The organism is Tistrella sp. (assembly GCF_002684955.1).
Lineage (GTDB): Bacteria > Pseudomonadota > Alphaproteobacteria > Tistrellales > Tistrellaceae > Tistrella > Tistrella mobilis.
Window position 1 is genome coordinate 25,142 of sequence record NZ_NYWI01000079.1, and the last position, 26,154, is coordinate 51,295.

Genomic DNA, 26,154 nt, shown 5'->3' on the forward strand with positions numbered 1-26,154 from the left:
TCCGGCGCGGTCAAACCCCCGTCATCACCACCACCGGCAGCCGGGTCAGCAGGCCCGAGACCGCGAGCCCGCCCTCGCGGAGCGCCAGTCTTTCGCCCGTCAGCACCTCGTGATGATGGCCGGCGAGCGGGCCCGGGATGTCGATCAGCGTGTCGGCCCAGCCCTCGGCCGGGATCAGCGGCGCGCCGCCTTCGGGGATCAGCCGGTCGGCGAGGCGCGAGACCAGGATGATGGCGTGGGGTGGCTGGGCCCCCGCTGTCGCGGTGCTCACCCGGGCGAAGGCGAGCAGATGGTCGGCCGCCGGCCCGGTCACCGTCAGCGGCAGGTAGTCGCCGGTCAGAAACAGGGCAGGATCGCCGGCGCGGAGCGCCAGGATGCGGGCGATCACCGCCTGTTTGGCGGCGTCGTGGTCGCGGGGGGAGTCGAGCGCCGCCGCGGGCTCGGTTTCGGCCGCAAGCAGCCCTGCCAGGCGCGCATGATCCACCGGGCGGCGGTTGTCGGGGTCGACCAGCGACAGGTCCAGCACCTCCGATCCGCGATAGATGTCGGGAATGCCGGGGCAGGTCAGCTGCAGCACGGTCTGGGCGAGCGTATTGACCATGGCGGCCGGCGTGATCCGCCGCACCAGCCGGTCCAGCGCCTCGGGAAAGCTGCTGTCGCTGCCCATGATCGCCTGCAGGAAGGCGAGGCAGGCGGCCTCGTAGCCGGTATCCGGTTCCACCCAGTTGGAGCGGCGCTTGCCTTCGCGCAGCGCCTTCTGCCACCAGCCCGCCACCCGGGGCAGGATCTCGCCGGCGGCCGTGTTGCGGGCGGCGCGGGTGGCGTCGAGCCCGGCCGGCCAGACGCCGATCAGCGTCTGATAGAGCATCAGCTCGTCGGCCGGATGCGGCGCCATATGGCCGTCCAATGACACCTGCGATGGCATATTCATCCGCCGCCAGGCCTTCACCGTCCGGCTCCACTCCTCGACCATTTCCGACAGCACGGCCAGGCGCATGCGGGTATCGGGGCCGCGCTTGTGGTCGTGGGTGGCGGTGGCGAGCAGCCCCATGGGGTGGTGGCGCCGGCGGTCGATGCAGGCCTTGTGAAAGGCGGCGGGCGAGAGCGTCGGCGCGCCGGGCTCGGACCCCACCTCGTTGCACGACAGAAGCGGGGCCTGGCGGTAGAAGACCGTGTCTTCCACGGCCTTGGCGGCAAGCGGTGCAGTCAGCTGCTGAAAGCGGATCAGGGCTGCCCGGCGGAGCATGTCGGGGTCGGCCTCGTCGGTCCGGCCGGCTTCCGGGGCGGCATCGCTGCCGCCGTCCTCGATCGCCCGGCCGCCATGCAGCCAGTCGGCCAGCCGGTCCAGCGCCGGGCGGTCGCCGGGCACCACATGGGCGCGGGCGCGGTCGATCGCGCCTGCGATGGTTGCGTCATCGGCGGCATCATGGCCGTCGCCGGTGTCGTAGATCCGGTAGACCGGCACCTGGATCACCACTTCGGTCAGCACCCGGCGGAGCGCCGCAGTGGTCAGGTCGCGGTCGCGGCGGCGCGATCGGGCGAGTGCCGCGAAGGCGCGCACGGTGCGGGCCAGATCGGCCTCGAAAGCCGTGGCCAGGATCTGGCGGCGGGCGGCCTCCACTTCGATCTCGGGGTCGTCGGGCTCGCCCGTGATCTCGCGCCACAGGCTGCGCAGCGGCATCCGGCCCGAAGGGTCGTGGAGCAGCCCGCCCAGTTCGGCCATAAAGTCATAGCCGGTGGTGCCCTCCACCGGCCAGTCTTCGGGCAGGCGCTCGCCCGGGGCCAGGATCTTTTCCACCAGGATCAGCGGCGCATGGTCGGCCGCCGCCGCCGGCCGCCGGTCGCGCAGATCCTCCAGCCGGGCCCGCAGGCGCCGGCAATAGCCGCCGGGATCGGCCAGCCCGTCGATATGGTCGATGCGCAGCCCGTCGATCAGCCCGGCGGCATAAAGCTCGAAGATCAGGCCGTGGGTCGCCTCGAACACCTCCGGGTCTTCGACGCGCACGCCCGCCAGCTCGCCGATGTCGAAGAACCGCCGCCAGTTCACCTCGTCGGCCGCGGTGCGCCACCAGGCGAGGCGGTAATGCTGGCGGTCGAGCAGCCGGTCGGCTTCGGCCGCATCGGGCGCGCCCTCGCCGAAGATCGCCGGCAGATCCTCGTCGCGGATCGGGAACCGCCGGTCATGGGCCAGGGCCCACACCCGCCCGGCCGCGTCGCGGCAGAGCCGCAGCGTGCCCGAGGCGAGTGCGCGGTCGTAATCCTCCCCCAGAAACGGCGCATGAACCTTGCCGTCACGCTCAGGATCCGGATGGCGCCAGTCGATGTCGAACACCCGGGCATGACGACTGGCCTCGCCCTTCGCCAGCACGTCCGCCCACCAGGGGGTCTCGTCGCCGCCGACCGCCATATGGTTGGGCACGATGTCGAGGATCAGCCCCATCTCGTGCCGGCGCAGCGCCGCCACCAGCCGCTCCAGCCCGGCCCGGCCGCCGATCTCGTCGGAAATCCGGGTCGGGTCGACGACGTCATAGCCATGGGTCGAGCCGGCGCGCGCGGCCAGGATCGGCGAGGCATAGACATGGCTGATGCCCAGCCGGTGCATATAGCCGACCAGCGCCGCCGCATCGTCGAAAGTGAACCCGGCATTGAACTGCAGGCGCATGGTGGCGCGCGGGGTGACGTGCATGCTGTTCCTCGCCCTCTGCCGCTTCGGCCGCCGAGACGCGGCCCTCTGGCGGGACGTCAACCGGCGCGCGGGCGTCCTGTTCCGTCGGGGAGGTGATGTCAGCCATAGGGCGTGCGAGGGCGTAGACCCGGGTCTCCGGGTTCAGCTGATGCTTCTGCTGAGGGGGTGCAGGAGAGAGCGGATCATGTCATGCGCGGCGGGTGACGCAGAAACAACGCATCCAGATTGCGACTGCCATGCAGAACCCTGACGATGCCAATCGGTTGGCTGATGGGCGTGTAGACGATCAGGTAGGAAAAGACAGGCCAGAACCTCACCGGCTCAAGGGTGAGATCCTCCCGTCGATGACCAGCATCCGGTGACGTCGCAAGGAGGCGGAAGGCCCGGGTAAATTCAAGAAGCACATCCCGCGCAACACGGGCTCCGGCTTCGGCGAGATAATAGTCCCGGATGTTCTGGATGTCGTCGCGGGCCTGAGGTGAGAGAAGATAACGGGGCGCCACGACAATGATCTGATTACGTTGTCATATTTATCCGGACCGGCTTCTTCATTCGATCGGCGCCGGTTCTACCGGCCCTGCCGGCCCATCTCCGCCAGTTCCGCATCAAGCCGGGCAAGAAAGGCCTCACCATCGACGCCTTCGCCGGCGCGCAGAGAGGCCATGCCCGCGGCGATCTTCTCGCGCACGGCGTCACGCTCTGCCATGGTCCGGATTTGATCCTGATGGATCAGATCACGCACATAGTCGCTGAGACTGGCGTATTGGCCGGCCTCGATACGCTGCTGCACCCATTCACGCAACGTTTCCGGCATGGAAACAGTCATGGACGCCATGAGCAGACCTCCCTCAGATCACTGAACCATACCATGCTGGAAAAGATGAGCAAGTATATTTCTGGACAGACCGGCACGATGCATCTTCAGGTTGCTATCACAGATGTTGATTAACTGGCGTGGATTGCAGAGATGACTCGCTCTTCAAAAGACGGAAGCCAATGTCCGGGCCGTCTGCTCAATAGTCATCATCCTCCTCATCCTCTGAAAACGTAACCCAGGCAGTCGGGGTTATGAGGGGGCGGATCCGGTCAGCCGCGATCGCCCGGCCGGGGACCGGCATCGATCGACAGCCGCGACTTCTCGTAGATGTCGGATATCCGGTGACCGTTCCATCGGTAGCAGAGATGGCGCTCCTGCCGGCCGTTCGACAGCAGGTGCGGGCGGAAGACCGCGGCGCAGAGCCCGGCCTCGTGCCGGACGCTGTGATAGACGATGCCGCCCGCACCGGCCGCGCGCAGCCTCCGGGCAAGGCTCTGGCCTGCGGAATAATCCGTCGGGTGACAGGCGGCGGCAAACGCCTCCGGCCGGCCGCGCAGGTCGTGAAGCTCACCCTCCAGATCGACCAGGTAGACCCGCATATCCAGGTCCATGGCCTTTTCCGCCGTTGCCCGCATGAAGCGTTCGCGGTGGTAGACGGTCTCGGCAATGGCGGTTTCCAGCGCCGCTGCGGCATAGAACACCCCGAAGCTGCCGTCGGAAAAGCGGCTGCCGTCGGGGTTGAGGTGGGTGAAGGCGGCCATGATGATGCTCGATCCCGGGCCGCTGACCCGTTCGCCGGGGGGAACCAGACTGATCTCGCCCACCTCGTCTCTCAGCCGGGGATTTGTCATGGCTTCCAGTTCGAAGACCGCATCGAGATCTTCCGGTGCGGCGACCCGCTCGAACAGTGAAATCGGCGGAAAGCGGCTGGGGATGATGCGCCAGCAGGGCGCCCAGGCAATATGGCTGCGAGGGGGGAGATCCGGAGCCGGCGGCTGATCCATCAGCTCCAGCCGCCCCGCGCGGCATCGAGATACTGCCGGACGGCAAGAAGATCGGCCACCTGGCCCGACAGCATCCGGTCCAGCGCCGACCGGCCGCCGAATGGGGCCGCGGCATTCGGGCGCGCCACCCAGCCGTCGGCCGCTTCGGGGTCGGGAAGCAGCAGCTGCAGGGCCTTGTAGATGCCCAGGATGTAGGAAATCCGCTCCAGCGTATCCTTCGGAAGATTGCGCGCGCCCTCGGTCCGCCACTTGTAGAAGGTGGATCGGCTGGGGCTGCCCAGCAGCGTCATCTGCTGCTCGTTGGAGAGGCGCCACTGTGCGGCAATGTTGAAGAAGGCCCTGAGGCCGGGACCGGAGAGATCCCTGCGATCGGTTCCGGCGGCGGTTCGGGCAAGCGCTGTCATGGGCTGCCTCCTTGATCGGACCTTCAGGATATGGTCCACAATCATACGACTTCAATGAATTTGTCTGAATCCGGATGAAAGGAACGCCGTCCGGATGCCCCGGCGATATGCGCCGCGCAGGCGTCGCTCAATAGTCGTCATCCCCCTCATCCTCCGAGAACGTCATCCAGGCCCTGAGCTGGCGGGCGATCAGCGGATCGGCCACCGCCGCCGCCAGATCGGCGGCCGCCCGGCGGGCGGGAAAAAGGGTCCAGCCGGTGCTGTTCAGGATCGCCCAGGCGCGCAGGTGGTCGCCCTGTGCCATTGCATCGGCGAACAGCGCCTCGACCGGCGCGTTGCGGCGCTGCCATGGGGCGGCGGCGGGGTCGTCGGCCAGGGCGGCGCGGCGGGCGCCGGAGAGCTCGAACCAGGCGGCGCCGGGTTCCTCGGGCGAGGGCGTGTCGCCGGCAAAGGGGGTGATGCCGTCGCGCGACAACCCCTCGGTACAGGCGGTGGCGGGGCGGGGGGTGTCGAAGAGGGGCAGGTGGATCAGGGTCCGCGGATGATCACTGTAATTGGTCGTGTGACGATCGAGCGCGTCCAGATCAACGATGCCCGCTGCTGCGGCGAAGGCTCGGATGTCGTCAGTGACATCATCCGCTGCCGACATCGCATGCATTGCCAGACGGGCGGCAAACTGCTCCACCGTCAGGGCCGATTCCAGGAGTAGAAACTGATCCTCCGGCTCCGCTTCCACGAAATGGAGGACCCGGCCCGCCGCCGTCCAGCGGACCCAGATCCCGACATAGCGCGGGCCGGAGCCGTCGGATGTCAGCGGCACGAGGGCGGGCGGGCAGGTGTACCAGTCGGCCGGCGCTTCCCAGACCATGGCGTCTGCCAGCCAGCGACCGTTGCGGACCTCGCCGATCCAGGCGGGAAGGCCGAGATCGGCGATCAGGCGGGGGTAGGGATCCATGATGCACCTCGGTCAGTCACGGGGGCGGCCGATATCCGAAGGCCATTCAGGACGGCACATACACGATCAATCTCGACCTGAACGGCGCCCCCTCGAAGCCGCAGGGCATGCCGCCGAGCCGGTAGACGGTCATGATGTCGGCGAAATAGGATTCATGCATCTTTACGAGAGATGAGGCGGCCTTGTACAGGATATGTGCTTCAATTCTGTTGATGAAAAAGAGAAAATCTTCCGAAAATATTTTCTTCACACGATTCCTTATGAAGTTTTTTTTGTTATCATTATTGTATTTTTGATATATGTTATCAAAATCTTGTACAATGCCAATCTTGGTCATTTGCTTTTCCAATTCATGAAAGATCGTCTCTTCCATGTCGTCCCAGGTTTCGCCTGTCTCTGGATAGACGTGTTTGTTCATAAATTCGTCGACGTCCAGGCGGCCGGTCTGTCTTGGATAATGATTCAGCCCGGTGGATATCTGCCCGTTCAGAATCCGGCCGCTGAGAAAGAAATCCAGGCTCTCCCGTATGGTGGCCTGCATGCCGTGTTCATCGGTCATGGGCGGTCTCTCCCGTCAGTATCCATAACGCTCCGGGATATCCGTCTGCTGCGAAAACGCGATCCAGGCTCTCAGCTGAAGCGTCAGCAAAGGCCGATCAGTGGCGGCCGCCAGCCGCTCTGCCGCGGCGCGGGCGTCGGGCAGAGACCAGCCGGTGCTGTTGAGCGTGGCCCAGGCTTCGGCCTGACGGCCGCTGCTGAGATAGTCGTCAAAAAGCCTGGCCACAGGCGCATCACGCCGCAGCCAGGGGGCGGCGTCGGGATGATCGAGGGCGATGCGCTGTTGCTCTTCGCTGAGTTCGAACCAGCAGGCGTCGCGGAAACGCGCGGGGGCGGTGTGTTGGGGGTGGAGGACGCCACCGGTCGCCTCAGATCGGGTGCCGACTGCATTTGGCCGCGGGTTCTGAAAGAGGGGGAGTGCCGTCAGGCCTTCCCAGCCGTCTCCATGGGCCATCGTATGTTCGTCCAGGCGTTCCAGATCCAGCGGCCTGGTGTCGGCATGGAAGCGGATCACCTCGTCGGTGACGTCGTCATTACAGACGATCGCCTGTATGATCATCCATGCAGCGAATTGCGCATCGGTGATGGCGATTTCGCGAAGCCGGCAGGCATCTTCTATATCCGACATCACATAGCTTCGGGGATGTCCGGGCCTGAACCAGCAGACCCAGATGCCGCGATACAGCAGCGCTGATCCGTTGGAGGTGAGCGGGATGAGGCCGGGAGGGCAGCCGTACCATACGGCGGGCATGGCGTCGCCGCTGAACGTTCTGGTCAGATATGCGCCTTGGCGAAGCTGACGCAGCCATGTCGGGCAGTCCAGAGCGGCCACAGGCGCATCATATCCGTCCATCACATGCCCCTCACAGCGCCACCCGCACCCGCCGCGCCGCGGCAAGGGCGGCGGGCGTGTCGTGTGGAAACCCGGGATCGGTCGCAACCGTGACGCCGGCCGCCCGCAGCCGGGCCATGTGCTGCACCAGTTCCGACGCGCGGCCTTCGAAGACCAGGGTATCGGGGGCGGGCCCCATCGTGCGGACCAGTTTCGCCGCCTCGACCAGATTGATCCCGCGCACCTCCGCCAGGGCCTTGAGCCGATCCCGGTCGGTGGTCGGGAAGCCCGCGGCGAAGAGGTGCCAGGGGCGGTCGTCGGTGAGTACCGCAGGCAGCGCGGTGGACACCACCAACCAGCCGCAAGTCGGGCAGATCAGCCCGCGGGTGGTCGCATCCTGATGCGGGATCATCGGCATGGCGCAGCGTTCGCAATGGGCGGCCGTCACATCCACAGCGCCGCTCAATAATCCTCCCGATCCGGATCGAACGACTTCTGCGAGAAATCCACCCAGGCCCTGAGCTGCGCCGCGATGACCGGATCGGCCACTGCGGCCGCCAGATCGGTGGCGGCCTTGCGGGCGGCGGGCAGTTTCCAGCCGGTGCTGTTCAGGATCGCCCAGGCGCGGAGATGGTCGCCCCGGGCCATGGCATCGGCGAACAGCGCCTCGACCGGCGCGTCGCGGCGCTGCCAGGGGGCGGCGGCGGGGTCGCCGGCCAGGGCGGCGCGGCGGGCGCCGGAGAGTTCGAACCAGGCGGCGCCGGGTTCCTCGGGCGATGGCGTGTCGCCGGCGAAGGGGGTGATGCCCTTGCGGGATAGCCCATCAGCACAGGCGGTGGCCGGGCGTGGGGTGTCGAAGAGCGGCAGATGGACGAGGTCGTCAGACTGGTCGCTGTAGTTGCTCGTGTGTTGGTCGAGCGCATCCAGATCGGCGATGCCTGCGGCTGCGGCGAAGGCGCGGATGCCATCGGTTACGTCATCAACTGCCGACATCGCATGCATGGCCAGACGGGCCGCAAATTGCTCCGTCGTCAGTGCATCTTCTTTCAACAGAAAGCGATCTTCCGGGCCCGCATGTACGAAGTGCGGTGCGCGGCCTCCGGCTGTCCAGCGGATCCAGATGCCGACATAGCTCGGACCGGATCCGTTCGACGTCAGCGGGATGAGGGCCGGCGGACAGGTGTACCAGTCGGCCGGCGCGTCCCATCCCATGGCGTCCGCCAGCCAGCGGCCGTTGCGGACCTCGCCGATCCAGGCGGGCAGGCCGAGATCGGCGATCAGGTGGGTGTATGGATCCATGATGCGATGTCCGTCAGGCAAGGATCGGCAACATCCGGCTGCGCCATGGCGCAATCAGGAGGGCACATAGACAATCAACTTTGACTTGAATGGTTCGCCGTCAAAGCCGCAGGGCATGCCGCCGAGCTTGTAAACGGTCATGATATCGGCGAAATAGGGTTCGTGCATCTTTACGAGAGACGAGGCAGCATAATATAGTAAGTGCATTGCAATGCGATTCTCGAAATAAAGAAAATCATCAGAAAATACTTTCTTAAATCTGTTCTTAATAAATATTTTTTTATTAGAATCTTTATATTCTTGATAAAAACCATCAAAGTACTGGACAATTCCCAGCTTGGTCATTTGGTTTTCCAGCTCATGAAAGATTGTCTCTTCCATGTCGTCCCAGGACTCGCCAGTTTCCGGATAGACGTACTTGTCCATCAACTCGTCAACAGTCTGACGGTCTCGTCGTTGTGGCCAGGCCGCGAGTTCCGGCGCGATCTGGCCATTCAGAATCCGGCCGCTGAGAAAGAAATCCAGGCTCTCCTGTACAGCTTTCCTGATCGCGATTTCATCTACCATCCGACCTTTCTCCTCCATAGGTCAACTGTCGCTCCCCGACCTTCATACATGGGAAGGCCATTCTGAAGCTGTTTACGCAGGGCCGACTGAAAATCGGACAGCTGTGATCGCAAAGCATCCACCGATGCATCTGCATCCATGTTGTTGAGGACGTCCTCGACATATTTGCTGTACGGTCGATGCATTCCCGTATGATGAGACGTTGCGCTAACAATCTTGGAAGATTTCGGCAAAAAGATGCCGTTACTGGCATGGTCTATATTCAGGCCAGCTTTGGCCAATATCGGGTGATTATAAAAGTTCTTAGGTAAAATATGATGTGCTTCATAGCCTGACCATTTCGTTGATCGCGGAAGTCCCATCTCCTCCATCATGTTACGCCCGAGTCGGGCACCGTCGCCGGCTACAACTTTACCAGTGGGGAAAAACCGGGGGCAAGGCTTCAGACCGAGGGGGTCGATGAGGTCAGTCGGAACGTCGACATAGCCATGTGAACGTTCCCCACCCGCCAACCCGATCGGATCCGGCGACAGATACTGCCCGGTTTCCGGGTCGTAATAGCGGTGGCGGTTGTAGTGGAGGCCGGTTTCGGGGTCGTGCCACTGGCCGGGGAAGCGCAGGGGGCAGTCGGTGGCGGCGTCGGGGTCCGGGGTGGCGTTGTCGTTGACGGCGCCCCAGGGGTCGTGGGCGGCGGCCCAGCCCAGGCGGCCGTCGGGGGTGACGAGTTCGCGGGCGAGGCCGATCTGGTCGGTGATCACATACCACAGCCGCTCGCCCTGCTGGCGGGCGACAGGCACGATCTCGCCCGGGGCGTAATGCCAGAGCGTGGCCCTGGCGGCATCGGGCCGGCCGGCCGCATCCAGCGGCAGTTCGGCCACCAGCCGGTCGCCTTCCCAGAGATAGCGGACGGCGTCGGGGGTGGCTGCGCTCGCCGCCCTGACGCCCGCCGCGCTGCCGCCCGCATCGACGCGGCGGCGCAGGATGCGGCGGTCGAGCGCGTCATAGCCATAGGCCCAGCGGCTGCCGTCGGGGCGGGTGACGCCGGTCAGCCGGTCGCGATCATCCCAGACATAGCGCCAGATTTCCGGGCGGAAGCCCGGGCGGTCGGTGCGCCGGGTGACCAGGCGGCCGCGGGCGTCATAGGCATAGCGGGTATGGCCGCGGGCCAGGATCGCGCCGCCGGGGCCCAGCCGCCACCGGTCCAGGCCGGTAGATGGGGCGATGTCGGGCGGGGTGCCGGGCCGTGCCGCAGTGGTCTCGGCCCCCTCCGGCAGGTCGCGGCCGCGGCCGGCCAGGTTGCGGGCGGCGTCGTAGACGAAGGCCTCGACCTGGGCCGAGCCCTGGGGCCGGCCGGGCAGGGCGCGGGTGATCTGGCCGCGGCCGTCATAGGTGAAGCGCTGTTCGGGCCAGCGGGCATCGCTGATCGCCACCGGCTGGCCGGCGACGTCCCAGCGCCAGCGCCGGTCGACCACCGCCCGGCCATCCGCCCTGCCGATGACGCGCTGGCCGGTCAGCCGGCCGGCCGCGTCGTGGCTCTGGGCCAGGGTGAAGCCCTGCGGGTCCTGGCGCAGCGTCTCGCGGCCCAGCGCATCGAAGCTGAAGGCGAGCGCCCCGGGGCCGGCGGTCAGGCCCTTCAGCCGGCCGGCCGGATCCCAGGTGAAGCCGGTGGCGCCCCAGGGGGTCGTCACCCGGCTGCGCGGCCCGGCGCCGGCATGGCTGATCGCCACTTCCAGCCCGTCCTGGATTTCGGCCACCACCCGGCCCAGCGCATCATGGCGCCATTCGGTGACATGGCCGCCCTCTTCGGCGCGCACCGGCCGGCCGGCGGCATCCCAGCCATAGCGGCGGATGCCCGAGGCGGTTTCTTCGGCGATCAGCCGGTCGGCCTCGTCATAGCTGAAGCGGCGGATGTCGCCATCCGGCTCGTGCCGTTCGATCATCCGGCCGGCGGCGTCGCGCAGATAGGTCCAGCTGCGGCCGCCGAAATCGGTCTCGGCGATCAGCCGGCCGTTGCGGTCCCAGGTGAGCGTCGCGGTCTCGCCCAGCGGGTTGGTGATCGCGACCGGCCGGGCGTCGCCGTCATAAGCGATGCGATAGGCGGCACCGGTCGCATCCACCGTCTCGCGCAGCAGATCGAAGGCGCCATAGACATTGCGGGTCTCGCGGCCCAGGGGATCGACCAGCCGGGTGAGATTGCCCTCGCCGTCGTATTCGGCCGTGATCCGACCGCCATCGGGCAGATCCGCCGCGATCCCCCGGCCGCGATCATCGCGCTGCAGCCGGGTGACGGCGCCGGCGGGGTCGATGCTGACCATCACCTGGCCCAGCCGGTCATAGGCGAAGCGGCTGGTGGCGCCCGTGGGATCGGTGATCGCACTCACCCGGCCGGCGGCGTCATAGCTGAGCCGGGTGACGGCGAAGGGCTGGCCGGCGCCGGGGCCGGCGGCGATGGCGGTCACCCGGCCGGCGCCATCATAGCGCCAGCGCATTTCGCCGCCTTCGGGGTCGATCGCCGCGGTCAGCCGGCCCGTGTCGTCGCGGGTCTGGCGCCAGCGATTGCCCAGCGCATCGGTGATCGCGACCGGGCGGCCAAGGGCGTCGTAATCCAGAATCTCGGTGCTGCCGTCGGGATGGGTGATGCCGGTCAGATTGCCGAAACGGTCATGGGTATAGCGGCTGCGCCGGCCCAGCGGGTCGATCACGGCTTCCAGGTCGCCGCGCGGCCCCCAGATCTGTTCCGTGACCCCGCCTTCGGGATCGACGCAGCGGATCAGCCGGCCCAGCGCATCATGGGTGTGGGTGGTGACCGCGCCGTCATCTGCCAGGCAGGTGACGGTGCCCGCCGCATCGTCATAGGCGAAGCGGGCACCGTAGAGCCCGTCGGCGGCGCGGGTTTCGACCACCCGGTCGGCATCGTCGTAGAACAGCTCGGACCAGGTGCTGCCGCCATCCGACCAGCGGGTGACCCGGCCTGTGGCATCGGTTTCATAGCGATAGATGCCGGTGGTGCGCGCATCGACGAAGGTCAGATGGCCGCGCGCATCGAAGCGGCAGGTCAGCAGGCGGATCGGCGAAAAATCGGCACCGGCCGGGTCCGAGACCAGATCGACCGACAGATAGCGGCCGTCGGGCAGGGTTTCGACCCGAAGATGATGGCCGTCGGTATGGCGCACGGCGCGCAGCCGGCCGGCGGGGTCGCGGTCCAGATCGATGCGGTTGCCATGGGCATCGCCCATCGCGATCACATGGGCCGGCGGGGCGGCATGGTCGTTGGCGGGGGCGAGCGCGTCGCGCGCCCGCGCGCCCTGAAGCGCCAGCCGGGCCGGCTCCACATCCGGCGTCGGGAAGGCCCACCAGCGGCCCGAAGGCAGGTCGCGGATGGTGGTCTCGGGCCCCCGCACCTCCATCACCCAGCCCGGATGCAGCGGGTTTTCGCCATCGCCCCAATGGCCGGGCCAGGGGAAGGCCAGTTCGCTGCCGTCTTCGGTCAGCCAGACCAGGGCATCCTGGCCGGCATCATGCAGCAGGCGCTGCGACCAGCTGTCGGTCCAGCGCCGGCCGAAACCGCCGGTGGCGCCTGCCGCACCCGACCGGTGCAGGCGGGTCAGTTCCAGCGGCAGCACGCCCGGAACGGCGATGTCGGTGCGCCAGTCCACCCAGTCGCCGGTCGCCATGTCGACCGGATCCTTCAGGAACTGGCGGATGCGGCCGGGCATGCCGCGCGCGGCCTGAGCCATGCGTCGCGCGCCGGCAGAGGCCAGGCCCCGCGCCCGGGTCATGCCGGTCACGATGGCGCGCGAGGCGCCGCGGATCGACTGGCCGGCACCGCGGATCGCGGCCTTGAGCCCGCCGCGCCCGGCCAGCTTGAACAGCCCCTTCACGCCGCCCGGGCCGATGAAGCCGGCGGCGATCACCAGCACCTCGGCCCAGAGCGGGATGCCGTCGTCGATCTCCATCACCGTCGCCTGGGGGCCGCCGATCTTCACATCGTCGGAGCCTTCGGTGATCTTGGCGTCGCACTGGATCTTGTCGCCCTCGCGCGCCGCGTTCCAGTTCTCGGCGAAGACGATTTCCGAGCCCTGGGCCACGGGGGCGTTCGGGGTGGGTTCCTTCGAACAGCTCGCCTGGCCATCCATGGCGATGGCGAGCGGGCGGTTGTTGACCAGCACCGTGGGCGCACCCACGGTGATCGCCCCTGTCGATGGCCCCATCATACTGTCGCCGATGGCCGAGCCGATCGATTCGGTGGCGTAGGAAATCGCCGCCCCGGCCACCGCCCCCAGGATCAGCGCGCCGAGACCGCCGGTCGCGACCGCAAAACCGATGGCGAGGCCGATGCCGATGCCGATCGCGGCACCGATCAGGAACCCCGCCAGCTTGTGGGAATGGGCGATGGCGTCCCCGACGCGTGCCGCGCGGCCCATCGGCTCAGGCCTTCCGGAAGCTCTGGATCACCGCCAGCAGGCGGTCGCGCAGGGCCGGCGCCATGTCGACCGGCTTCGTCGCCGTGAAGATCAGCGCCCGGCCATCGGCCTCCACCGCCGCCAGCAGCTGATGGACCAGGCCCTTGTCGGATTTCCACCGCACCTCATAGGCCTCGATCGCCTGATCCCCGATCTCCAGCGGATGGCGGGCGAGCAGCGAGAAGGCCTTCAGCTCCTTGCCCATGCGCTTCACTTCCGCCTCGGCATAGGCGCGGATATCGGTCGCCGGCGGCAGCGGCTCGCGGGTCACCACCAGCGACAGCCCCTGAGACTTCGCCCCCGGGGGCGCGAAGACGTTGACCGACTGGTCCTCCCAGTCGGTGGGCAGATCGAGATGGCCTTCCTGAAGGGCGTACATGGGGCGGGGTCATCCGTGAATGATGGTGGGAAAGAAGACGAGGGCGTTATTTCGTGTGGAGGCCGGGCGGTGCGAAGCCGGGCGTACCGCCGGGGGCGGCCGCGTCGGAGAAGGTCACCGGTTTCAGCACCTCTCCCGACAGCACCTTCGCGCCGGCATCGAGCACCGCATCGCCCGTGCCGCCGTCTTCGGTACCGTCGCCAAAGGGCACCGCGCCGCCCATCAGCGCGCCGATCGCGACCTGGGCCGGATCGGCGCCGCCGGCCACCTGGGCCAGGCCTTGGGTTGCGGCGTCGGCCAGGCTGCCCGACAGGCCCATGCGTTCCATGGCGACCGCGCGGGCGCGTTCGGCCATGCGGGCGCCGGCCCGGCGCAGCAGGTCGGCGGCGGCGACGTCCGGCGCCTGCACCAGCCGGGCGGCCATCGGCAGGATGTCGGGGGTCAGTTCCTGAAGCGGCAGCGTCATGCCGCCGGCCACGGCGTCCTGAAGCCCGCCGAAAAGGCTGCCGACACCCCCGGCCGCGCCGCCCGCCAGATCGCCTGCTGCCCCGGCCACCGGCCCCAGATCCGCGGCATAGCCCTGGGCCACGGCGGCGCCGCCGCCCTGGATCGCCTGGGCGGCCTTGCTTTGCAGGGCGGCTTCGGCCGCGCGCGCGATCGCCGGCGGCAGTTCGGGGACGATGTCGGTGCGGTCGCGGGGGCCGAGCATCGGGGCCGCGACCTCGGTGATGGCACCCAGCGCATAATCCTTGATGCCCTGATGGCCGCCCATCACCGGTGCGCCGACGCTGTATCCGGGAAAGGACATGGGGGAGGGGTCTCCTGCTATGGCTTCAGATGTCACTCGCAGTTGAGCAGCACGACCTTGCCGTTGACGGCGACGCCTTCGGCCGAGACGGTCACGTCGTTGCTCTCGCCGGCATCGACCGTGTGGACCACCTTGCCCTTGGCGACCACGCCTTCGCCGTCGACGGCGGTGAAATTGCTCTCGTCGCGCAGGGTCACGATCTTGGCGGTGGACGAGATGATCACGCCCCCGGCCGACAGATCGATGAAATGGCCGTTGGTGAATTCGATCCGCACCCGCTCTCCATCCAGGATGATCCGGCTCTGCTTGTGCTGGATCAGGATCGAGGCCTGCGTCATCACGATCTCGCTGTCGCCCACCCGGCTGCCCCAGAGCGTGCCGGTATCCTGGGTGGAGACATTGGCGGTGTTGACCATGCGGTTGCGGCCGACCAGCTCGGTCTGGTCGCGCTGGGCGCGCATCATCAGCTCTTCCGCCCCGGCCAGATCTTCGAAGGTCATCTCGTTGAAGCCGCCGCCGCCGGGGCTGGATGCCGATTTGAAGGCGGTGCGGGTCTTGGTCGCGGGCAGGGTCAGGGGCGGCATGGTGCCGGCATTGGGCACGATGCCGATCGCGAGCGGTCGGTCGGGGTCGCCTTCGACGAAGGAGACCATCACCTCCATGCCGATGCGCGGGATGGTCTGCGCGCCCATATTGCGCCCGCCCCAGGGCTGCATCACCCGCAGCCAGCAGGATGAGCGGTCGTCGCCGGTGGCATAGCGGTCCCAGGGGAACTGCACCTTGATCCGGCCATAGCGGTCGGTGTGGATTTCTTCGCCCGCGGGCCCGACCACGGTTGCGGTCTGGATGCCGTCGATCCGCGGTTGCGGGGTGGTGCGGGCGGGCACGAAACCCACCTCCACCGGCAGGGCGGTGAAGCTGTTCTCGTAGGTCGGCGGCCGCCGGTCAGGCCCCGTGTCATAGGTGGTGTCGATCGCATGATGGCGGATGCGCACCACCGCATAGCCGCGCCCGGCCTCGTCGGCCGCCGGATGGCCGAAGATGGTGAACGACAGCGCCGGGGCCAGGTCGCGGGCGGTGGAGGCCGCCTGCACCGTGTCATGGCCGGTTTCCATCGCCTGCATCCGCCGCCGGCTGATCCGGGCGCCGGCATCGCGGGTCTGGAAACGGGCATGCCAGTCATAGATCTCGAAGGCGCGGTTGGTCTCAAGCGGCGTGACCGAGGCGGCCTCGCTGGCGAGATCGGTGCCGGGCATCTCGAAATTGTAATCCGACCCCGCCCAGCGCCCGGGCACGAAGCGCCAGGCATGGCGCCAGCGGGTGACGTTGTTCAGGTCGACATCGGTCGCGGCATAGCGCAGCTCCTGCTCGGGCACCGGCACATAGGCATGGGCGCCGTCGGCAAGCGTCAGCACATGGGCGCCGTCGTCGGTATGGGCGAAATAGTAGAAGATGCCGTCTTCTTCCAGCAGCCGCGAGACGAAGGCGAAGCTGCTTTCGCGGTACTGGACGCAATAGTCGCGCTTGGGCGGCGTGTTGAGAACGCCCGAGAAATCGTAATCCCGGAAGCCGAATTCACCGAAGATCTCTTCCAGGATGTCGAGCGTCGACTTGTCCTGAAAGATCCGGCAATCGGTCTTGTGGGTCAATTGCCAGAGCCAGGGGCGCACTTCCAGATGATAATAGCGCTGGCCCTTGGCGATGGCCGCCCCCGCCACCACCCGCTCGACATGGCCGCTCCACGGCCGGCGGCTGCCGTCGGCACGCTCCAGCGTGAAGGATACCCTGTGGCCGACCAGCTCGGCCGAAGCGATGTCGTCGCGCTTGGCGCGCACCGTCAGCTCGAAGCGGAAGGGCTCCGACAGGGCCTCTTCGCCGACCAGGCGTTCAAGCAGCAGCATGTCGGGCCCGAGCGGGCTGTCGATGGTGAGCAGGCGGCCGTCCTGGATCACATCGCCGAAGAGTGCCGCCAGATCGCCCGATCCGAAAGACGGCGGGCTGGTGAGGTCGGTCATCGGTTCAGGCTTCCATTGCGGCCGGAACGGGCGGATGCGCCGGGGCCAGCATCTCGATCGAGGCGGCGACAAGGGCGGTCAGCGCCACAAGCCGCGCCATCGGCGGCAGGTCGGCCTGCTGCACCGGGCGGCGGATCAGCGTAGTGGTGCTGCCATTGTCGCCGATGAAGCCGCGGATCGCCGCGGCCGGCACGCTGCCGCCGGCTTCCGCCGCGGTGCGGCCCAGCCGGTCGACATAGGCGCGGAAGGCGGCATCGCCCGGCCGGCCCTCGCCCAGATGCCAGAAGCGCAGGCCCGCCTCGGCGCGCACCGCGCAGGTGATGCCGCGGGTGACGGTGGTCTCGGCCGCGCCATGGGCGGCGGGCGCGGTGTCGCGGGCGGCACCGGACCAGGCAAGCCGTGCCCGCCCGCCGGGAGAGGGGGCGGCGGCGCGCAGCTCGTCGTGCAGATAGGTCAGGATCCGGCCGAAGGGCTCGATCCGCGGCCAGATCTCGTCGATCGCGGGCGGGGTTTCGGCACGCAGCGCCGTGTCGACCACCACGGTCAGGTCGAAAAAGGTGCGGTGCAGGCGGTTCAGGGTGTCGTCGAGGGCCATCGGTCGGGTCGTCCTATTCAGCGGAAGGCGGGGTGGGAGACGCGGCAGCGGCCGGATCTGCGGCCAGGGGATCGCCTGCCAGCGGTTCAGCAGGCAGCGGATCGCCCAGCCCGCGGACCACGCCGCCGAGCGAGCGGATCATGCCGCCCATTTCGGCCATGCCGCCGTCGGAGGATCGCACCACCACCCGCCCCGGCGGGCGATTGGCGGCAACGGCGCGGCTGAGCGCCGCACGGGCCTCGGCCTCGGCCGGATCGGCGGCCTCGTCGCGTGTGCGCAAAGCGGAAAGCTGTACGGTCAGCGCATCAAGCTGCCGCGCGCGCAGCGTGCGGTCCCGCTCGGCCTCGGCGGCCAGCGCCTCGGCCTTCAGCGCGATGGCGCGGGCGGTTTCGGCACGGCTGGCGGCGTCCGGCAGCAGCGGCGGCGGCAGCACGTCCGAGGTTCCGGTGGCGAAGCCGCCGCCCGACATCTTCATCGTGGCCGCAAAAGTCTTGGGCGGCGCGCCGGTATCGAAGCTCGCAACCGGCGTGCCGGCCTCTTCGGGCCGGTCCAGCCCGGCCAGATCGGCGCCGGAACAGGCGGCCCAGACAGGGGCCGCCGCCAGAACGACGGTGAGCGAGCGCAGACGTCTGGTCCTCGGAGACATGGCGTGCCGGGGTTTGTGACGGAGGAGGGGGGGGAGATAGAGGGTCCGGCCAGAAGGGGATCCGGGCAGCACGGGAATCCGAGCGGGAGAGGGGCCGCGGGCGCAGCCGGCGCGGGCGGCCCCATGAACGGCATCGGATCCCATGGTGATCGGGCAGGATGGCCCGATCATGCGTGACCGGTCAGGACTTCCGGGTGGTGGCGATGTCGTAGCCGGCGGCGATGTTGTTCAGCGGCCGGTTGTTGGCATCGTAGGTGGTGTACTTCATGTCCACGCGGGTGAAGTTCAGCGTGATTTCCTCGACCGGGCGATCGCCCGAGGTGTTGATCTGGTACCCGCTCACCAGCGTGTCGGTGAGGGTGTATTCCATGTAGGTGTTGCCAGGATTGCCCGTGGTGACCAGGTGGATCTGGATCTGCTTGCCCTGATTACCGGTGGCGGCGGCCTCGAACAGCTTCAGCGACGAACCGTCCATCAGCTTGGTGATGTGCACTTCGCCGATCACCGGCTCCGAGGCTTCGCGGTTCTGGGCCGAACCAGAGGGGGTGGAGACTGCCCGGTGGGTGCCCCAGGTCATCGACGACACGTCGATCCAGTTCTTGTGGGTCTCGTGGGTGGCGTCACCCTGAATTCCCTCGATATTCAGATAGATCATTGCGTTCCTCTACGCCTCTTTCGGGTTCATGGATGCCGTTTCCGGAGCAAGCGGGAAGTACCTCTTATTTCGAGGCTCGCAGTTTCCGCCGGTTCCCGCTAACGTTTTTTCACTGAGTCCGAAATTGAGTCAATGGTCGTTTCGTGAAATCCGGTTTTTACCTCTGAACATTGCGTCACGTCTTTCAATTAACAGCTTATTAACCTTTTTTGGTCACAGGCCCGACGGCAGAGTGAGGCAGGCTGCGGGCTTCGGAACAGGTGCCCGGATGTGCAACCCAGAGGTTGGTGAAGATGAAATCAACACTCCGTAACGTGTTTGTCGGCGGCTGTCTGATGCTCTGCCCCCAGGCACTGGCGGCGGATCCCGAGGGCGCGCGTATGGCCGCCCCGCATTTCGGAACGGTGCAGCTGACCAGCGGCTTCGTACAGGACCCCTATCCGGTGGGCGTGATCGGCGGCGGCACCGTGCCGGCGGCGGATTTCGTGGCCGGATGCCCGGGATTCCTGGGCGGCGATCGTCCGGATCTGGTTCTGGATTTTCAGGCAGGTAACCGGCCGCTGCATCTTTATGCGGTTGCCGCCAGCGATACGGCCCTGGTGGTGGGCTTCCCCGACGGCAGCTGGCGCTGCGCCGATGACGGGGCGGCGGGGGATCGCAACCCGGCGCTGACCATCGATGCCCCGGCCTCGGGCCGCTATGCGATCTGGCTGGCGGGGGTCGAGCGTCGGGATCTGCCGGTGCCCGGTGCCGTGATCGTGAGCGAAGTGGAACCTTATCGCTGACGGGTTCCATGACAGTTTTGACGGGTTTTATCTGCTGTGCCGGAACGACCCTAAAAATGCTCCACCCGGTCACAGGCACTTTTGCCTATCACTGAGAAAGCGAGACGACAGATTTCCCTGTGGCGTGGCAATTCGCGCAAATGCAGGAAAACCGCCGACTCGGACAGACACCTCGCACCGCGTTTCAACGACATCTGATGCTTTGGATGACCGATGATCGCGGAAAGATGACTGAACGATGACTGTCACAGCCCCCGAAGGTGACCGCGATGCACATGCGGGGGTCTTGTCACACCAGACAGGAAAGCCCCATCCGGTGCCGCCCAGTCCGAAACCCGACCCGGCCGTTCAGGCCCTGCTGGAGCCGATTGCAGGGGCCCGCCCCGCGGGTGAGGACCCGCGCGAGGATTACCGGGTCGATGCCCCGTTCCGGCGTCTGAAGGATCTGCGCTCCGCCGCCCGCGCCGCCGAACGTGCGGCAGAGGTGGAGGACGAGCCCCAGGCGCCGGCCGAACACTGGCCCGAGATCGACCGGCTGGCGGCGGATGTGCTGCGCCACAAGGCCAAGGATCTGGAGGTGGCCGGGCTGCTGATCGAGGCCGAGGTGCGGCTCAACGGCTTTGCCGGCCTGGCTTTCGGTTTCGACGTGGCGACCGGCCTGATCCGCGATTTCTGGGACGGGCTGTGGCCCGCCCCGGATGAAGAGGGCATCGCCTCGCGCGTGCGGCCGCTGATGGCGCTGAACGGCGAAAGCGGTGACGGCGTGCTGGTCCAGGCGATCCGCAAGGTGCCGGTGCTGGGGCCGCAGGGCCGCGGCATCGCCCTCTGGCAGATCGATCAGGCGGTGGAACTGGGCCGGCTGGAGGCGGATCGCCGCGAGCAGCGCCTGGCCAAGGGTGCCGCCAGTATGGCGATGATCGAAGCCGCCGGCCGCGAGATGACCAGCGCCGATATCGATCGTGCCCAGGCCGGCATCGCCGCCGCCCGCGCGGCGCTGGCCCGGCTGGATGCAGCACTCGATCAGGCCGCCGGCCGCGACGCGCCGCCGCTGGCCCGCATCCGTCAGGTGCTGGAGGCGGCCGAGCAGGGGCTGCGCCTGGGGCTTGGCGCCCGCGCGCCCAAGACGCCCGAGCCGGCTGCGGAGATGGTTGCCGCCCCCGGTGACCGGCCGGCCGCAGAGGCGCTTCCGGCTGCCGCTGCAGCCGCTCCCGTGCCGGCCGGCATGGCCCTGCCGGTCACGGCGATCGCCACCCGCGAGGATGCCTTTCGGGTGATCGAGGCGGTGGCGGGGTGGTTCCGCACCGCCGAGCCGCATTCGCCCATCGCCTACACGCTGGAGGAGGCCGTCCGCCGCGGCCGCCTGCCGCTGACCGATCTGATCACCGAACTGATCCGCGACGAGACCGCCCGGCGCGATTTCCTGATCGCCGCCGGGATCAAGCCGGCCGACGCCGCCTGATTGCCATCTACGGCCCCGCCGACGCTCCGCGTCCATCGGGGGCACCCACGAGGAAGACCATGTCCGCGACCAGTATCCATGAAAAGCTGAACCGGGTGCGCAAGCCCCGGGTTCACATCACCTACCAGGTCGAGACCGAAGGCGCCGTCGTCGACAAGGAACTGCCCTTCGTCATCGGCGTGCTGGGCGATTTCTCGGGCGATCCCGATCCCGACCGGCCGCTGGCGCCGCTGCGCGACCGCAAATTCGTGCAGATCGACCGCGACAATTTCGACGACGTCATGGCCCGCATCGCGCCGCGGCTGGACCTGCGCGTCGAAAACACGTTGGCCGGCGACGGCAGCGAAATGGCGGTGCATCTCAACTTCGCCAGCCTGGACGATTTCGAGCCCGGTGCGGTGGTCCGCCAGGTGGAGCCGCTGCGCCGGCTGCTGGAAACGCGCGAGAAGCTGCGCGACCTGATGGGCAAGGTCGACCGCTCGGAAGAGCTGGAAGACCTGCTTGAACGCGTGCTGCAGGACGACGCCCGGCTGGCCGAGCTGTCGGATGCCCTGGGTGTTCGCGCCCCCGCCGACCACAAGCCCGGGGAGTAAGGTCCATGTCCGTGATCCGCGAAGAGAGCCGCGCCGCCGAAGCCGGTCTTGCCGACGCCCCGGTCTCGCTGCTCGACCAGGCGATTTCCGCCACCCGCCAGACCGATCGCGACCGTGCGGAGGAACTGCTGCGCGCGCTGACCGAAGAGGCGCTGAAGGGCACCGTCCGCTATTCCAAAAACCTGACCCAGACCATCGACCGCGCGATCAAGGCGATCGACGAGAAGCTGTCGGAACAGCTGGGCCAGATCATGCATCACGAGAAATTCCAGAAGCTGGAAGGCTCGTGGCGCGGCATGCACCACATGGTCAACTTCTCCGAGACCGGGCGCATGCTGAAGATCCGCATGCTGAACGTGTCGAAGCGCGAGCTGCACCGCGACCTGACCCGGGCGGTGGAGTTCGACCAGAGCCAGCTGTTCCGCAAGATCTACGAGAACGAGTTCGGCACCCCCGGCGGCGAGCCCTATGGCGCGCTGATCGGCGATTACGAATTCACCGGCAGCCCTGAAGACATGGAGCTGCTGGGCCAGGTCTCCCACGTTTCGGCCGCGGCCTTCGCGCCCTTCATCTCGGCGGCCTCGCCCAAGATGTTCGGCTTCGACGACTTCACCGAACTCACCCGGCCGCGGGATCTGGAGAAGATCTTCGAATCGACCGAATACACCAAGTGGCGCAGCTTCCGCGACAGCGAGGACAGCCGCTTCGTGACGCTGACCATGCCGCGGGTGCTGGCGCGCCTGCCCTATGGCCGGCACACGAAGCGCGTCGATGCCTTCGATTTCGAAGAGGCGCCGCTGGATGATCGCGGCCACCGCAAGGCCATGGATCACGGCGATTACTGCTGGATGAACGCGGCCTATGTGATGGGCACGCGCCTGGCCGAGGCCTTTTCGATGTATGGCTGGTGCACCGCGATCCGCGGCGCCGAGGGCGGCGGCAAGGTCGAGGGCCTGCCCTTCGACACCTTCGTTTCCGACGACGGCGATCCGGATGCCAAATGCCCGACCGAGGTCGGCATCACCGACCGGCGCGAGGCCGAGCTGTCGCGGCTGGGCTTCCTGCCGCTCTGCCATTACAAGAACACCGACTATGCGGTGTTCTTCGGGGCCCAGACCACCCAGCGGCCCAAGACCTATGACCGGCCCGAGGCGACCGCCAATGCCGCGATCTCGGCCCGGCTGCCCTATATCATGGCCACCTCGCGCTTCGCCCATTACCTGAAGGTCATGGGCCGCGACAAGATCGGCTCGTTCATGGAGGCCGAGGATTGCGAGGCCTGGCTGAACCGCTGGGTGATGAACTACGTCAACGCCAACAAGGACAGCGGCCCCGACATGAAGGCCCGCTATCCGCTGGCCGAGGCGCGGGTGTCGGTGAAGGAAGTCCCCGGTGCCCCCGGCACCTACAACGCCGTCGCCTGGCTCAGGCCCTGGCTGCAGATGGAAGAGCTGACGACCTCGCTGCGCATGGTCGCCCGCATCCCCGGCAGCGGCAACTGACCGGGGGCCGGTTCCCATGTCCGTCTCCCTGCCTCTCAGTACCGGGACCGCGCCGCCGCTGCGTGCCACGGCGCTCCGGCCGCTGATCGATCGGGTCATCGCCCTGATCGATGCGGCGATCGGCCGCCAGCTCGACCGGATCCTGCATCACCCGCGGATGCAGGCGCTGGAGGCGGCCTGGCGCGGGCTGGCGCTGGTGGTGGAACGGGCGGGCCGGGCGCGGTCGACCAAAGTGCGGGTGCTGGATGCCGGCTGGGACATGATCTGCCGCGATTTCGAGCGCGCGGTCGAATTCGACCGCGCCGAGATGTTCGCCAAGATCTACGAGGACGAGTTCGGCAGCCCCGGCGGCGAGCCCTTCGGCGTGCTGATCGGCGCCTACGAGCTGATGCATCTGCGCGACGAGGGCCACCCGACCGACGACGTCACGGGGCTGAAGGGCATGGCGACGGTGGCGGCGGCCGCCTTCGCGCCCTTCATCGCCGGCGCCCATCCGCGGCTGCTGGGCCTCGACCGGTTCGAGGCGCTGGGCCGCGGCTTCGATCCGGGCGATTTCGAGGGCGCGGATCATGTCCGCTGGCGGGGGCTCAGGATGGGAGAGGATGCCCGCTTCCTGGGGCTGACCTGCCCCCGGATCCTGCTCCGCCGGCCCTGGGGAGAGGACCCCGGCCGCATCGACGGCTTCCGCTATGTCGAGGACGTCTCGGGCCCCGATGCCGGCAAGTATCTGTGGGGGGTGGCGGCCTTCGCTTTCGCCCTGGTGCTGATCCGCGCCCATGATGCCACCGGCTGGTTCGCCGACATCCGCGGTGCCGCCCGCGATCACGAGCTGGGCGGGCTGGTGCGCGAGCTGCCGGCCGATCATTTCGGCACCGACCGCCCCGATATCGGGCTGAAGCCGCCGGTCGACGTGCAGCTGACCGATGCCCAGGACAAGCGGCTGGCGGATCTGGGGCTGATCGCGCTGGCGCCTGCCCGCGACACGCCCTGGGTGGTGTTTCACGGCAACCCGTCGCTGCAGCTGGCACGGCCCTATGACCGCGAGGCGGCGAGCGCCAATGCCCGGCTGTCGGCGATGTTGCAATACATGCTCTGCGTCAGCCGTTTCGCCCATTACGTCAAGGTCATCGGGCGGGATCGCGTGGGCAGTTTCTCCGATGCCGCGGCCTGCGAGGAATATCTCCGCCGCTGGCTGCTCGGCTATTCGATCGCGAGCGACACCGCAACGCCGGAACAGAAAGCGCGCTATCCGCTTCGGGAATGTGCGGTCTCGGTGCGCGAGTCCCCCGGTCGCCCGGGCATCTATGACTGCACCATCCATCTCAGGCCGCATTTCCAGCTGGACGAGGTGAGTTCGGGCTTTCGCCTGGTCACCTGGTTCGTGGCGCGGGGGCTGCCCCAGTCATGATGCCGCCCACGACCACGACCGGCCGGACCCCTGTGGCCAGGCAAGACAAAAGACCGGATCTCGGGATGAAGATGATGACCTCCACCGCCGATATTCACGGTGCTGCGGCACTGCTCCAGGCGGGTCTGCTCGACGAGGCGATCGATGCCCAGCTCCTGCGGGTGCGGGCGCACCCGGCCGATACCATGGCGCGCCATTTCCTGGCAGAGCTGATGGTGGCGGCGGGGGAGCTGACGCGGGCGGATCGCCAGCTCGACATGATCGCCGATCAGGCGCCGGAACAGGCGGTGGGGCTGGCGGGTTTCCGCCAGTTGATCCGCGCCGAACAGATCCGTCGCGAAGTGATGACCGAGGGCCGCGTGCCCGATTTCCTCGACACGCCGCCGCCCGCGGTCGCCAAGGCGCTGGAGGCGCTGGTCGCGATCCGCGCCGGCCGCCATGCCGATGCGGCGGCGGCGGTGATCGAGGCCGAAACCCTGCGGCCGCGCGGGGCCATCGAGGTGAACGGCGGCCGGGTCGATGATTTCCGCGATGCCTGCGACCTGACCGGGCCGGTGCTGGAACTGCTCACCGCATCCGGCCGTTGTTTCTGGGTGCCGCTCGAACGGGTGCGCCGGCTGGTCTTCCAGGCGCCGCGGCGGCTGATCGACCTGATCTGGCGGCCGGTGGAGATCGAGACCGAAGGCGGGCCCGACGGCATGGTCTTCATGCCGGCGATCTATGCCCTGACCGCCGACAGCGAGGATGCCGCCCTCAAGCTGGGCCGGCGCACCGACTGGGCCACCGGCCAGGGGCCCGGTGCGCCCCAGGCCGGGCCGATTTCCGGACGCGGCCAGCGCTGCTTCCTGGCCGGCGACGAGCTGATGCCGGCCCTGGAGCTGACGGAGATCCGCCGGCTCTGCCCGGCGGCCGGCAGCGGCGAAGGGGCGGCGTGATGCCGGCCGGGCGATCTTCCGCGGGCGGCCGGCGCGAGGCCGGATCGGTCCGGATGTCGATCCTGGACCGGCTGCTGGTCGATGACGAGCGCCTGGCCCCCGATGACCGCTTCACCACTGAGGCCTTCCGCGAGGGGCTGCGCCGCGACCTGGAAGACCTGCTCAACACCCGCCGCCGGCCGGTGGGCTGGGGGGCGAAACTGCCCGAGGTGGAAACCGCGCTCACCAATTACGGCATCGCCGATTTCACCGCCCAGCCGGTTTCGTCCGATGACGACCGCGAGCGGCTGCGCGCCGGCATCGAGGCGGCGATCCGCCAGGCCGAGCCGCGGTTCCGGGCGGTGGCGGTACATCTGTTGGACAATTCCGAAGCCGGTGACCGCACGCTTCGGTTGCGGATCGACGCCCTGGTCGCCGCCGAGCCGGCGCCCGAACCGATGAGCTTCGACGGCGTCGTCGACCCCGCCGACCGCGGCGTGCGGGTCACCGCCACCAGCGATGGCGGCCTGATATGAGGAGGGAGGGCGTCTCTCGAACCGGCTCCAACCGTGCATGCCGGTGTCCTGCACAGTCGCCGATGTTCTCCGGTGCCGGAGACGGTGTATCCGACAGTCTTCACGCGGAAAGGAACCTGGATCCCCGCCTTCGCGGGGATGACGGTATAGAGGGAATACAGAGTTCGGTCGGTGAAGAACATGACATGAGCGCCGGGTCCTGATCCGGATACTGTCGATGTCATACACGGCCGCCGGTGTTCCTCACACAACACTCACCACCGTCATCCCCGCG

Annotated in this window: 25 protein-coding genes; 7 read left to right on the forward strand and 18 right to left on the reverse strand. The window is 67.8% G+C overall.

From position 1 onward, the window contains the following. Positions 1-10: 10 nt before the first annotated feature. The 18 genes from treY to CMO28_RS27010 all read right to left on the reverse strand — a co-directional run bounded on the left by treY (position 11) and on the right by CMO28_RS27010 (position 18,683). Positions 11-2,686, reverse strand: coding sequence for a malto-oligosyltrehalose synthase (gene treY / locus CMO28_RS26925; protein ID WP_296719783.1), 2,676 nt, complete (start codon positions 2,684-2,686; stop codon positions 11-13). A gap of 182 nt (positions 2,687-2,868) precedes the next feature. Continuing rightward, complete coding sequence (locus CMO28_RS26930) at positions 2,869-3,189, reverse strand: type II toxin-antitoxin system RelE/ParE family toxin (RefSeq protein ID WP_296719786.1); 321 nt, start codon at positions 3,187-3,189, stop codon at positions 2,869-2,871. Between the two features lie 65 nt (positions 3,190-3,254). Then, entirely contained in the window at positions 3,255-3,521 is a 267-nt protein-coding gene (locus CMO28_RS26935) for a ribbon-helix-helix domain-containing protein (RefSeq protein ID WP_296719789.1), read from the reverse strand. A 251-nt stretch (positions 3,522-3,772) separates the two neighbouring features. Next, a complete protein-coding gene (locus CMO28_RS26940) occupies positions 3,773-4,507 on the reverse strand; it encodes an RES family NAD+ phosphorylase (protein WP_296719791.1) in 735 nt (244 codons plus the stop codon). After that, positions 4,507-4,911, reverse strand: coding sequence for an MbcA/ParS/Xre antitoxin family protein (locus tag CMO28_RS26945; protein WP_062768387.1), 405 nt, complete (start codon positions 4,909-4,911; stop codon positions 4,507-4,509). The genes CMO28_RS26940 and CMO28_RS26945 overlap by 1 nt, the downstream gene beginning before the upstream one ends. A gap of 127 nt (positions 4,912-5,038) precedes the next feature. After that, positions 5,039-5,866 (reverse strand): hypothetical protein, encoded by an 828-nt coding sequence (locus CMO28_RS26950; RefSeq protein ID WP_296719795.1) that lies wholly within the window; start codon positions 5,864-5,866, stop codon positions 5,039-5,041. Between the two features lie 46 nt (positions 5,867-5,912). Further along, entirely contained in the window at positions 5,913-6,425 is a 513-nt protein-coding gene (locus tag CMO28_RS26955) for a hypothetical protein (protein ID WP_296719799.1), read from the reverse strand. 15 nt (positions 6,426-6,440) lie between these two features. Beyond that, positions 6,441-7,277 carry a hypothetical protein gene (locus tag CMO28_RS26960; protein ID WP_296719802.1) on the reverse strand — a complete coding sequence of 279 codons (837 nt, stop codon included), beginning with the start codon at positions 7,275-7,277 and terminating at the stop codon, positions 6,441-6,443. A gap of 10 nt (positions 7,278-7,287) precedes the next feature. Further along, positions 7,288-7,722 carry a hypothetical protein gene (locus tag CMO28_RS26965; protein ID WP_296719805.1) on the reverse strand — a complete coding sequence of 145 codons (435 nt, stop codon included), beginning with the start codon at positions 7,720-7,722 and terminating at the stop codon, positions 7,288-7,290. Then, complete coding sequence (locus CMO28_RS26970; RefSeq protein WP_296719807.1) at positions 7,719-8,555, reverse strand: hypothetical protein; 837 nt, start codon at positions 8,553-8,555, stop codon at positions 7,719-7,721. Before CMO28_RS26970 ends, CMO28_RS26965 begins: the two co-directional genes overlap by 4 nt. 54 nt (positions 8,556-8,609) lie before the next feature. After that, a complete protein-coding gene (locus tag CMO28_RS26975) occupies positions 8,610-9,122 on the reverse strand; it encodes a hypothetical protein (RefSeq protein ID WP_296719810.1) in 513 nt (170 codons plus the stop codon). After that, positions 9,116-13,546, reverse strand: coding sequence for an RHS repeat-associated core domain-containing protein (locus CMO28_RS26980; RefSeq protein WP_296719813.1), 4,431 nt, complete (start codon positions 13,544-13,546; stop codon positions 9,116-9,118). The genes CMO28_RS26975 and CMO28_RS26980 overlap by 7 nt, the downstream gene beginning before the upstream one ends. Before the next feature lie 4 nt (positions 13,547-13,550). Then, positions 13,551-13,964 (reverse strand): DUF1795 domain-containing protein, encoded by a 414-nt coding sequence (locus CMO28_RS26985; protein WP_296719815.1) that lies wholly within the window; start codon positions 13,962-13,964, stop codon positions 13,551-13,553. A 46-nt stretch (positions 13,965-14,010) separates the two neighbouring features. Further along, positions 14,011-14,772, reverse strand: a complete 762-nt coding sequence (locus CMO28_RS26990) for a hypothetical protein (protein WP_296719817.1) — start codon at positions 14,770-14,772, stop codon at positions 14,011-14,013. 32 nt (positions 14,773-14,804) lie between these two features. Continuing rightward, positions 14,805-16,787 carry a type VI secretion system Vgr family protein gene (locus CMO28_RS26995; RefSeq protein WP_296719819.1) on the reverse strand — a complete coding sequence of 661 codons (1,983 nt, stop codon included), beginning with the start codon at positions 16,785-16,787 and terminating at the stop codon, positions 14,805-14,807. Between the two features lie 4 nt (positions 16,788-16,791). Beyond that, positions 16,792-17,382 (reverse strand): hypothetical protein, encoded by a 591-nt coding sequence (locus CMO28_RS27000; protein WP_062763853.1) that lies wholly within the window; start codon positions 17,380-17,382, stop codon positions 16,792-16,794. 13 nt (positions 17,383-17,395) lie between these two features. Then, the gene (locus CMO28_RS27005) at positions 17,396-18,028 is read right to left on the reverse strand and encodes a hypothetical protein (RefSeq protein WP_296719824.1); all 633 of its coding nucleotides are present in this window, start codon (positions 18,026-18,028) and stop codon (positions 17,396-17,398) included. A 181-nt stretch (positions 18,029-18,209) separates the two neighbouring features. Further along, positions 18,210-18,683, reverse strand: a complete 474-nt coding sequence (locus CMO28_RS27010; RefSeq protein ID WP_014747172.1) for an Hcp family type VI secretion system effector — start codon at positions 18,681-18,683, stop codon at positions 18,210-18,212. A gap of 293 nt (positions 18,684-18,976) precedes the next feature. Between CMO28_RS27010 and CMO28_RS27015 the strand changes: the two genes are divergently transcribed. The 7 genes from CMO28_RS27015 to tssE all read left to right on the forward strand — a co-directional run bounded on the left by CMO28_RS27015 (position 18,977) and on the right by tssE (position 25,880). Next, on the forward strand, positions 18,977-19,468 hold the full coding sequence (locus CMO28_RS27015) for a peptidase S1 (RefSeq protein WP_231889398.1): 492 nt from the start codon (positions 18,977-18,979) through the stop codon (positions 19,466-19,468). A 316-nt stretch (positions 19,469-19,784) separates the two neighbouring features. Next, positions 19,785-20,927: a type VI secretion system protein TssA gene (tssA, locus tag CMO28_RS27020; protein ID WP_296719830.1), complete on the forward strand. Its 1,143-nt coding sequence runs from the start codon at positions 19,785-19,787 to the stop codon at positions 20,925-20,927. Between the two features lie 59 nt (positions 20,928-20,986). Continuing rightward, positions 20,987-21,520 carry a type VI secretion system contractile sheath small subunit gene (gene tssB / locus CMO28_RS27025; RefSeq protein WP_296719832.1) on the forward strand — a complete coding sequence of 178 codons (534 nt, stop codon included), beginning with the start codon at positions 20,987-20,989 and terminating at the stop codon, positions 21,518-21,520. 5 nt (positions 21,521-21,525) lie between these two features. Then, positions 21,526-23,022, forward strand: coding sequence for a type VI secretion system contractile sheath large subunit (gene tssC / locus CMO28_RS27030; RefSeq protein ID WP_062763858.1), 1,497 nt, complete (start codon positions 21,526-21,528; stop codon positions 23,020-23,022). A 16-nt stretch (positions 23,023-23,038) separates the two neighbouring features. Then, positions 23,039-24,430 (forward strand): type VI secretion system contractile sheath large subunit, encoded by a 1,392-nt coding sequence (tssC, locus tag CMO28_RS27035; RefSeq protein ID WP_296719836.1) that lies wholly within the window; start codon positions 23,039-23,041, stop codon positions 24,428-24,430. A 71-nt stretch (positions 24,431-24,501) separates the two neighbouring features. Further along, entirely contained in the window at positions 24,502-25,365 is an 864-nt protein-coding gene (locus CMO28_RS27040; RefSeq protein ID WP_296719840.1) for a type VI secretion system accessory protein TagJ, read from the forward strand. Between the two features lie 53 nt (positions 25,366-25,418). Next, a complete protein-coding gene (gene tssE / locus CMO28_RS27045) occupies positions 25,419-25,880 on the forward strand; it encodes a type VI secretion system baseplate subunit TssE (RefSeq protein WP_296719843.1) in 462 nt (153 codons plus the stop codon). Positions 25,881-26,154: the final 274 nt, after the last annotated feature.

Coding starts and splice junctions, on each gene's coding strand:
- treY (WP_296719783.1), bottom strand. CDS start 2,686: ATGCACGTCACCCCGCGCGCCACCATGCGCCTGCAGTTCAATGCCGGG.
- CMO28_RS26935 (WP_296719789.1), bottom strand. CDS start 3,521: ATGGCGTCCATGACTGTTTCCATGCCGGAAACGTTGCGTGAATGGGTG.
- CMO28_RS26940 (WP_296719791.1), bottom strand. CDS start 4,507: ATGGATCAGCCGCCGGCTCCGGATCTCCCCCCTCGCAGCCATATTGCC.
- CMO28_RS26945 (WP_062768387.1), bottom strand. CDS start 4,911: ATGACAGCGCTTGCCCGAACCGCCGCCGGAACCGATCGCAGGGATCTC.
- CMO28_RS26950 (WP_296719795.1), bottom strand. CDS start 5,866: ATGGATCCCTACCCCCGCCTGATCGCCGATCTCGGCCTTCCCGCCTGG.
- CMO28_RS26955 (WP_296719799.1), bottom strand. CDS start 6,425: ATGACCGATGAACACGGCATGCAGGCCACCATACGGGAGAGCCTGGAT.
- CMO28_RS26960 (WP_296719802.1), bottom strand. CDS start 7,277: ATGGACGGATATGATGCGCCTGTGGCCGCTCTGGACTGCCCGACATGG.
- CMO28_RS26970 (WP_296719807.1), bottom strand. CDS start 8,555: ATGGATCCATACACCCACCTGATCGCCGATCTCGGCCTGCCCGCCTGG.
- CMO28_RS26975 (WP_296719810.1), bottom strand. CDS start 9,122: ATGGTAGATGAAATCGCGATCAGGAAAGCTGTACAGGAGAGCCTGGAT.
- CMO28_RS26980 (WP_296719813.1), bottom strand. CDS start 13,546: ATGGGCCGCGCGGCACGCGTCGGGGACGCCATCGCCCATTCCCACAAG.
- CMO28_RS26985 (WP_296719815.1), bottom strand. CDS start 13,964: ATGTACGCCCTTCAGGAAGGCCATCTCGATCTGCCCACCGACTGGGAG.
- CMO28_RS26990 (WP_296719817.1), bottom strand. CDS start 14,772: ATGTCCTTTCCCGGATACAGCGTCGGCGCACCGGTGATGGGCGGCCAT.
- CMO28_RS26995 (WP_296719819.1), bottom strand. CDS start 16,787: ATGACCGACCTCACCAGCCCGCCGTCTTTCGGATCGGGCGATCTGGCG.
- CMO28_RS27000 (WP_062763853.1), bottom strand. CDS start 17,382: ATGGCCCTCGACGACACCCTGAACCGCCTGCACCGCACCTTTTTCGAC.
- CMO28_RS27005 (WP_296719824.1), bottom strand. CDS start 18,028: ATGTCTCCGAGGACCAGACGTCTGCGCTCGCTCACCGTCGTTCTGGCG.
- CMO28_RS27010 (WP_014747172.1), bottom strand. CDS start 18,683: ATGATCTATCTGAATATCGAGGGAATTCAGGGTGACGCCACCCACGAG.
- CMO28_RS27015 (WP_231889398.1), top strand. CDS start 18,977: ATGAAATCAACACTCCGTAACGTGTTTGTCGGCGGCTGTCTGATGCTC.
- tssB (WP_296719832.1), top strand. CDS start 20,987: ATGTCCGCGACCAGTATCCATGAAAAGCTGAACCGGGTGCGCAAGCCC.
- tssC (WP_062763858.1), top strand. CDS start 21,526: ATGTCCGTGATCCGCGAAGAGAGCCGCGCCGCCGAAGCCGGTCTTGCC.
- tssC (WP_296719836.1), top strand. CDS start 23,039: ATGTCCGTCTCCCTGCCTCTCAGTACCGGGACCGCGCCGCCGCTGCGT.
- CMO28_RS27040 (WP_296719840.1), top strand. CDS start 24,502: ATGATGACCTCCACCGCCGATATTCACGGTGCTGCGGCACTGCTCCAG.
- tssE (WP_296719843.1), top strand. CDS start 25,419: ATGTCGATCCTGGACCGGCTGCTGGTCGATGACGAGCGCCTGGCCCCC.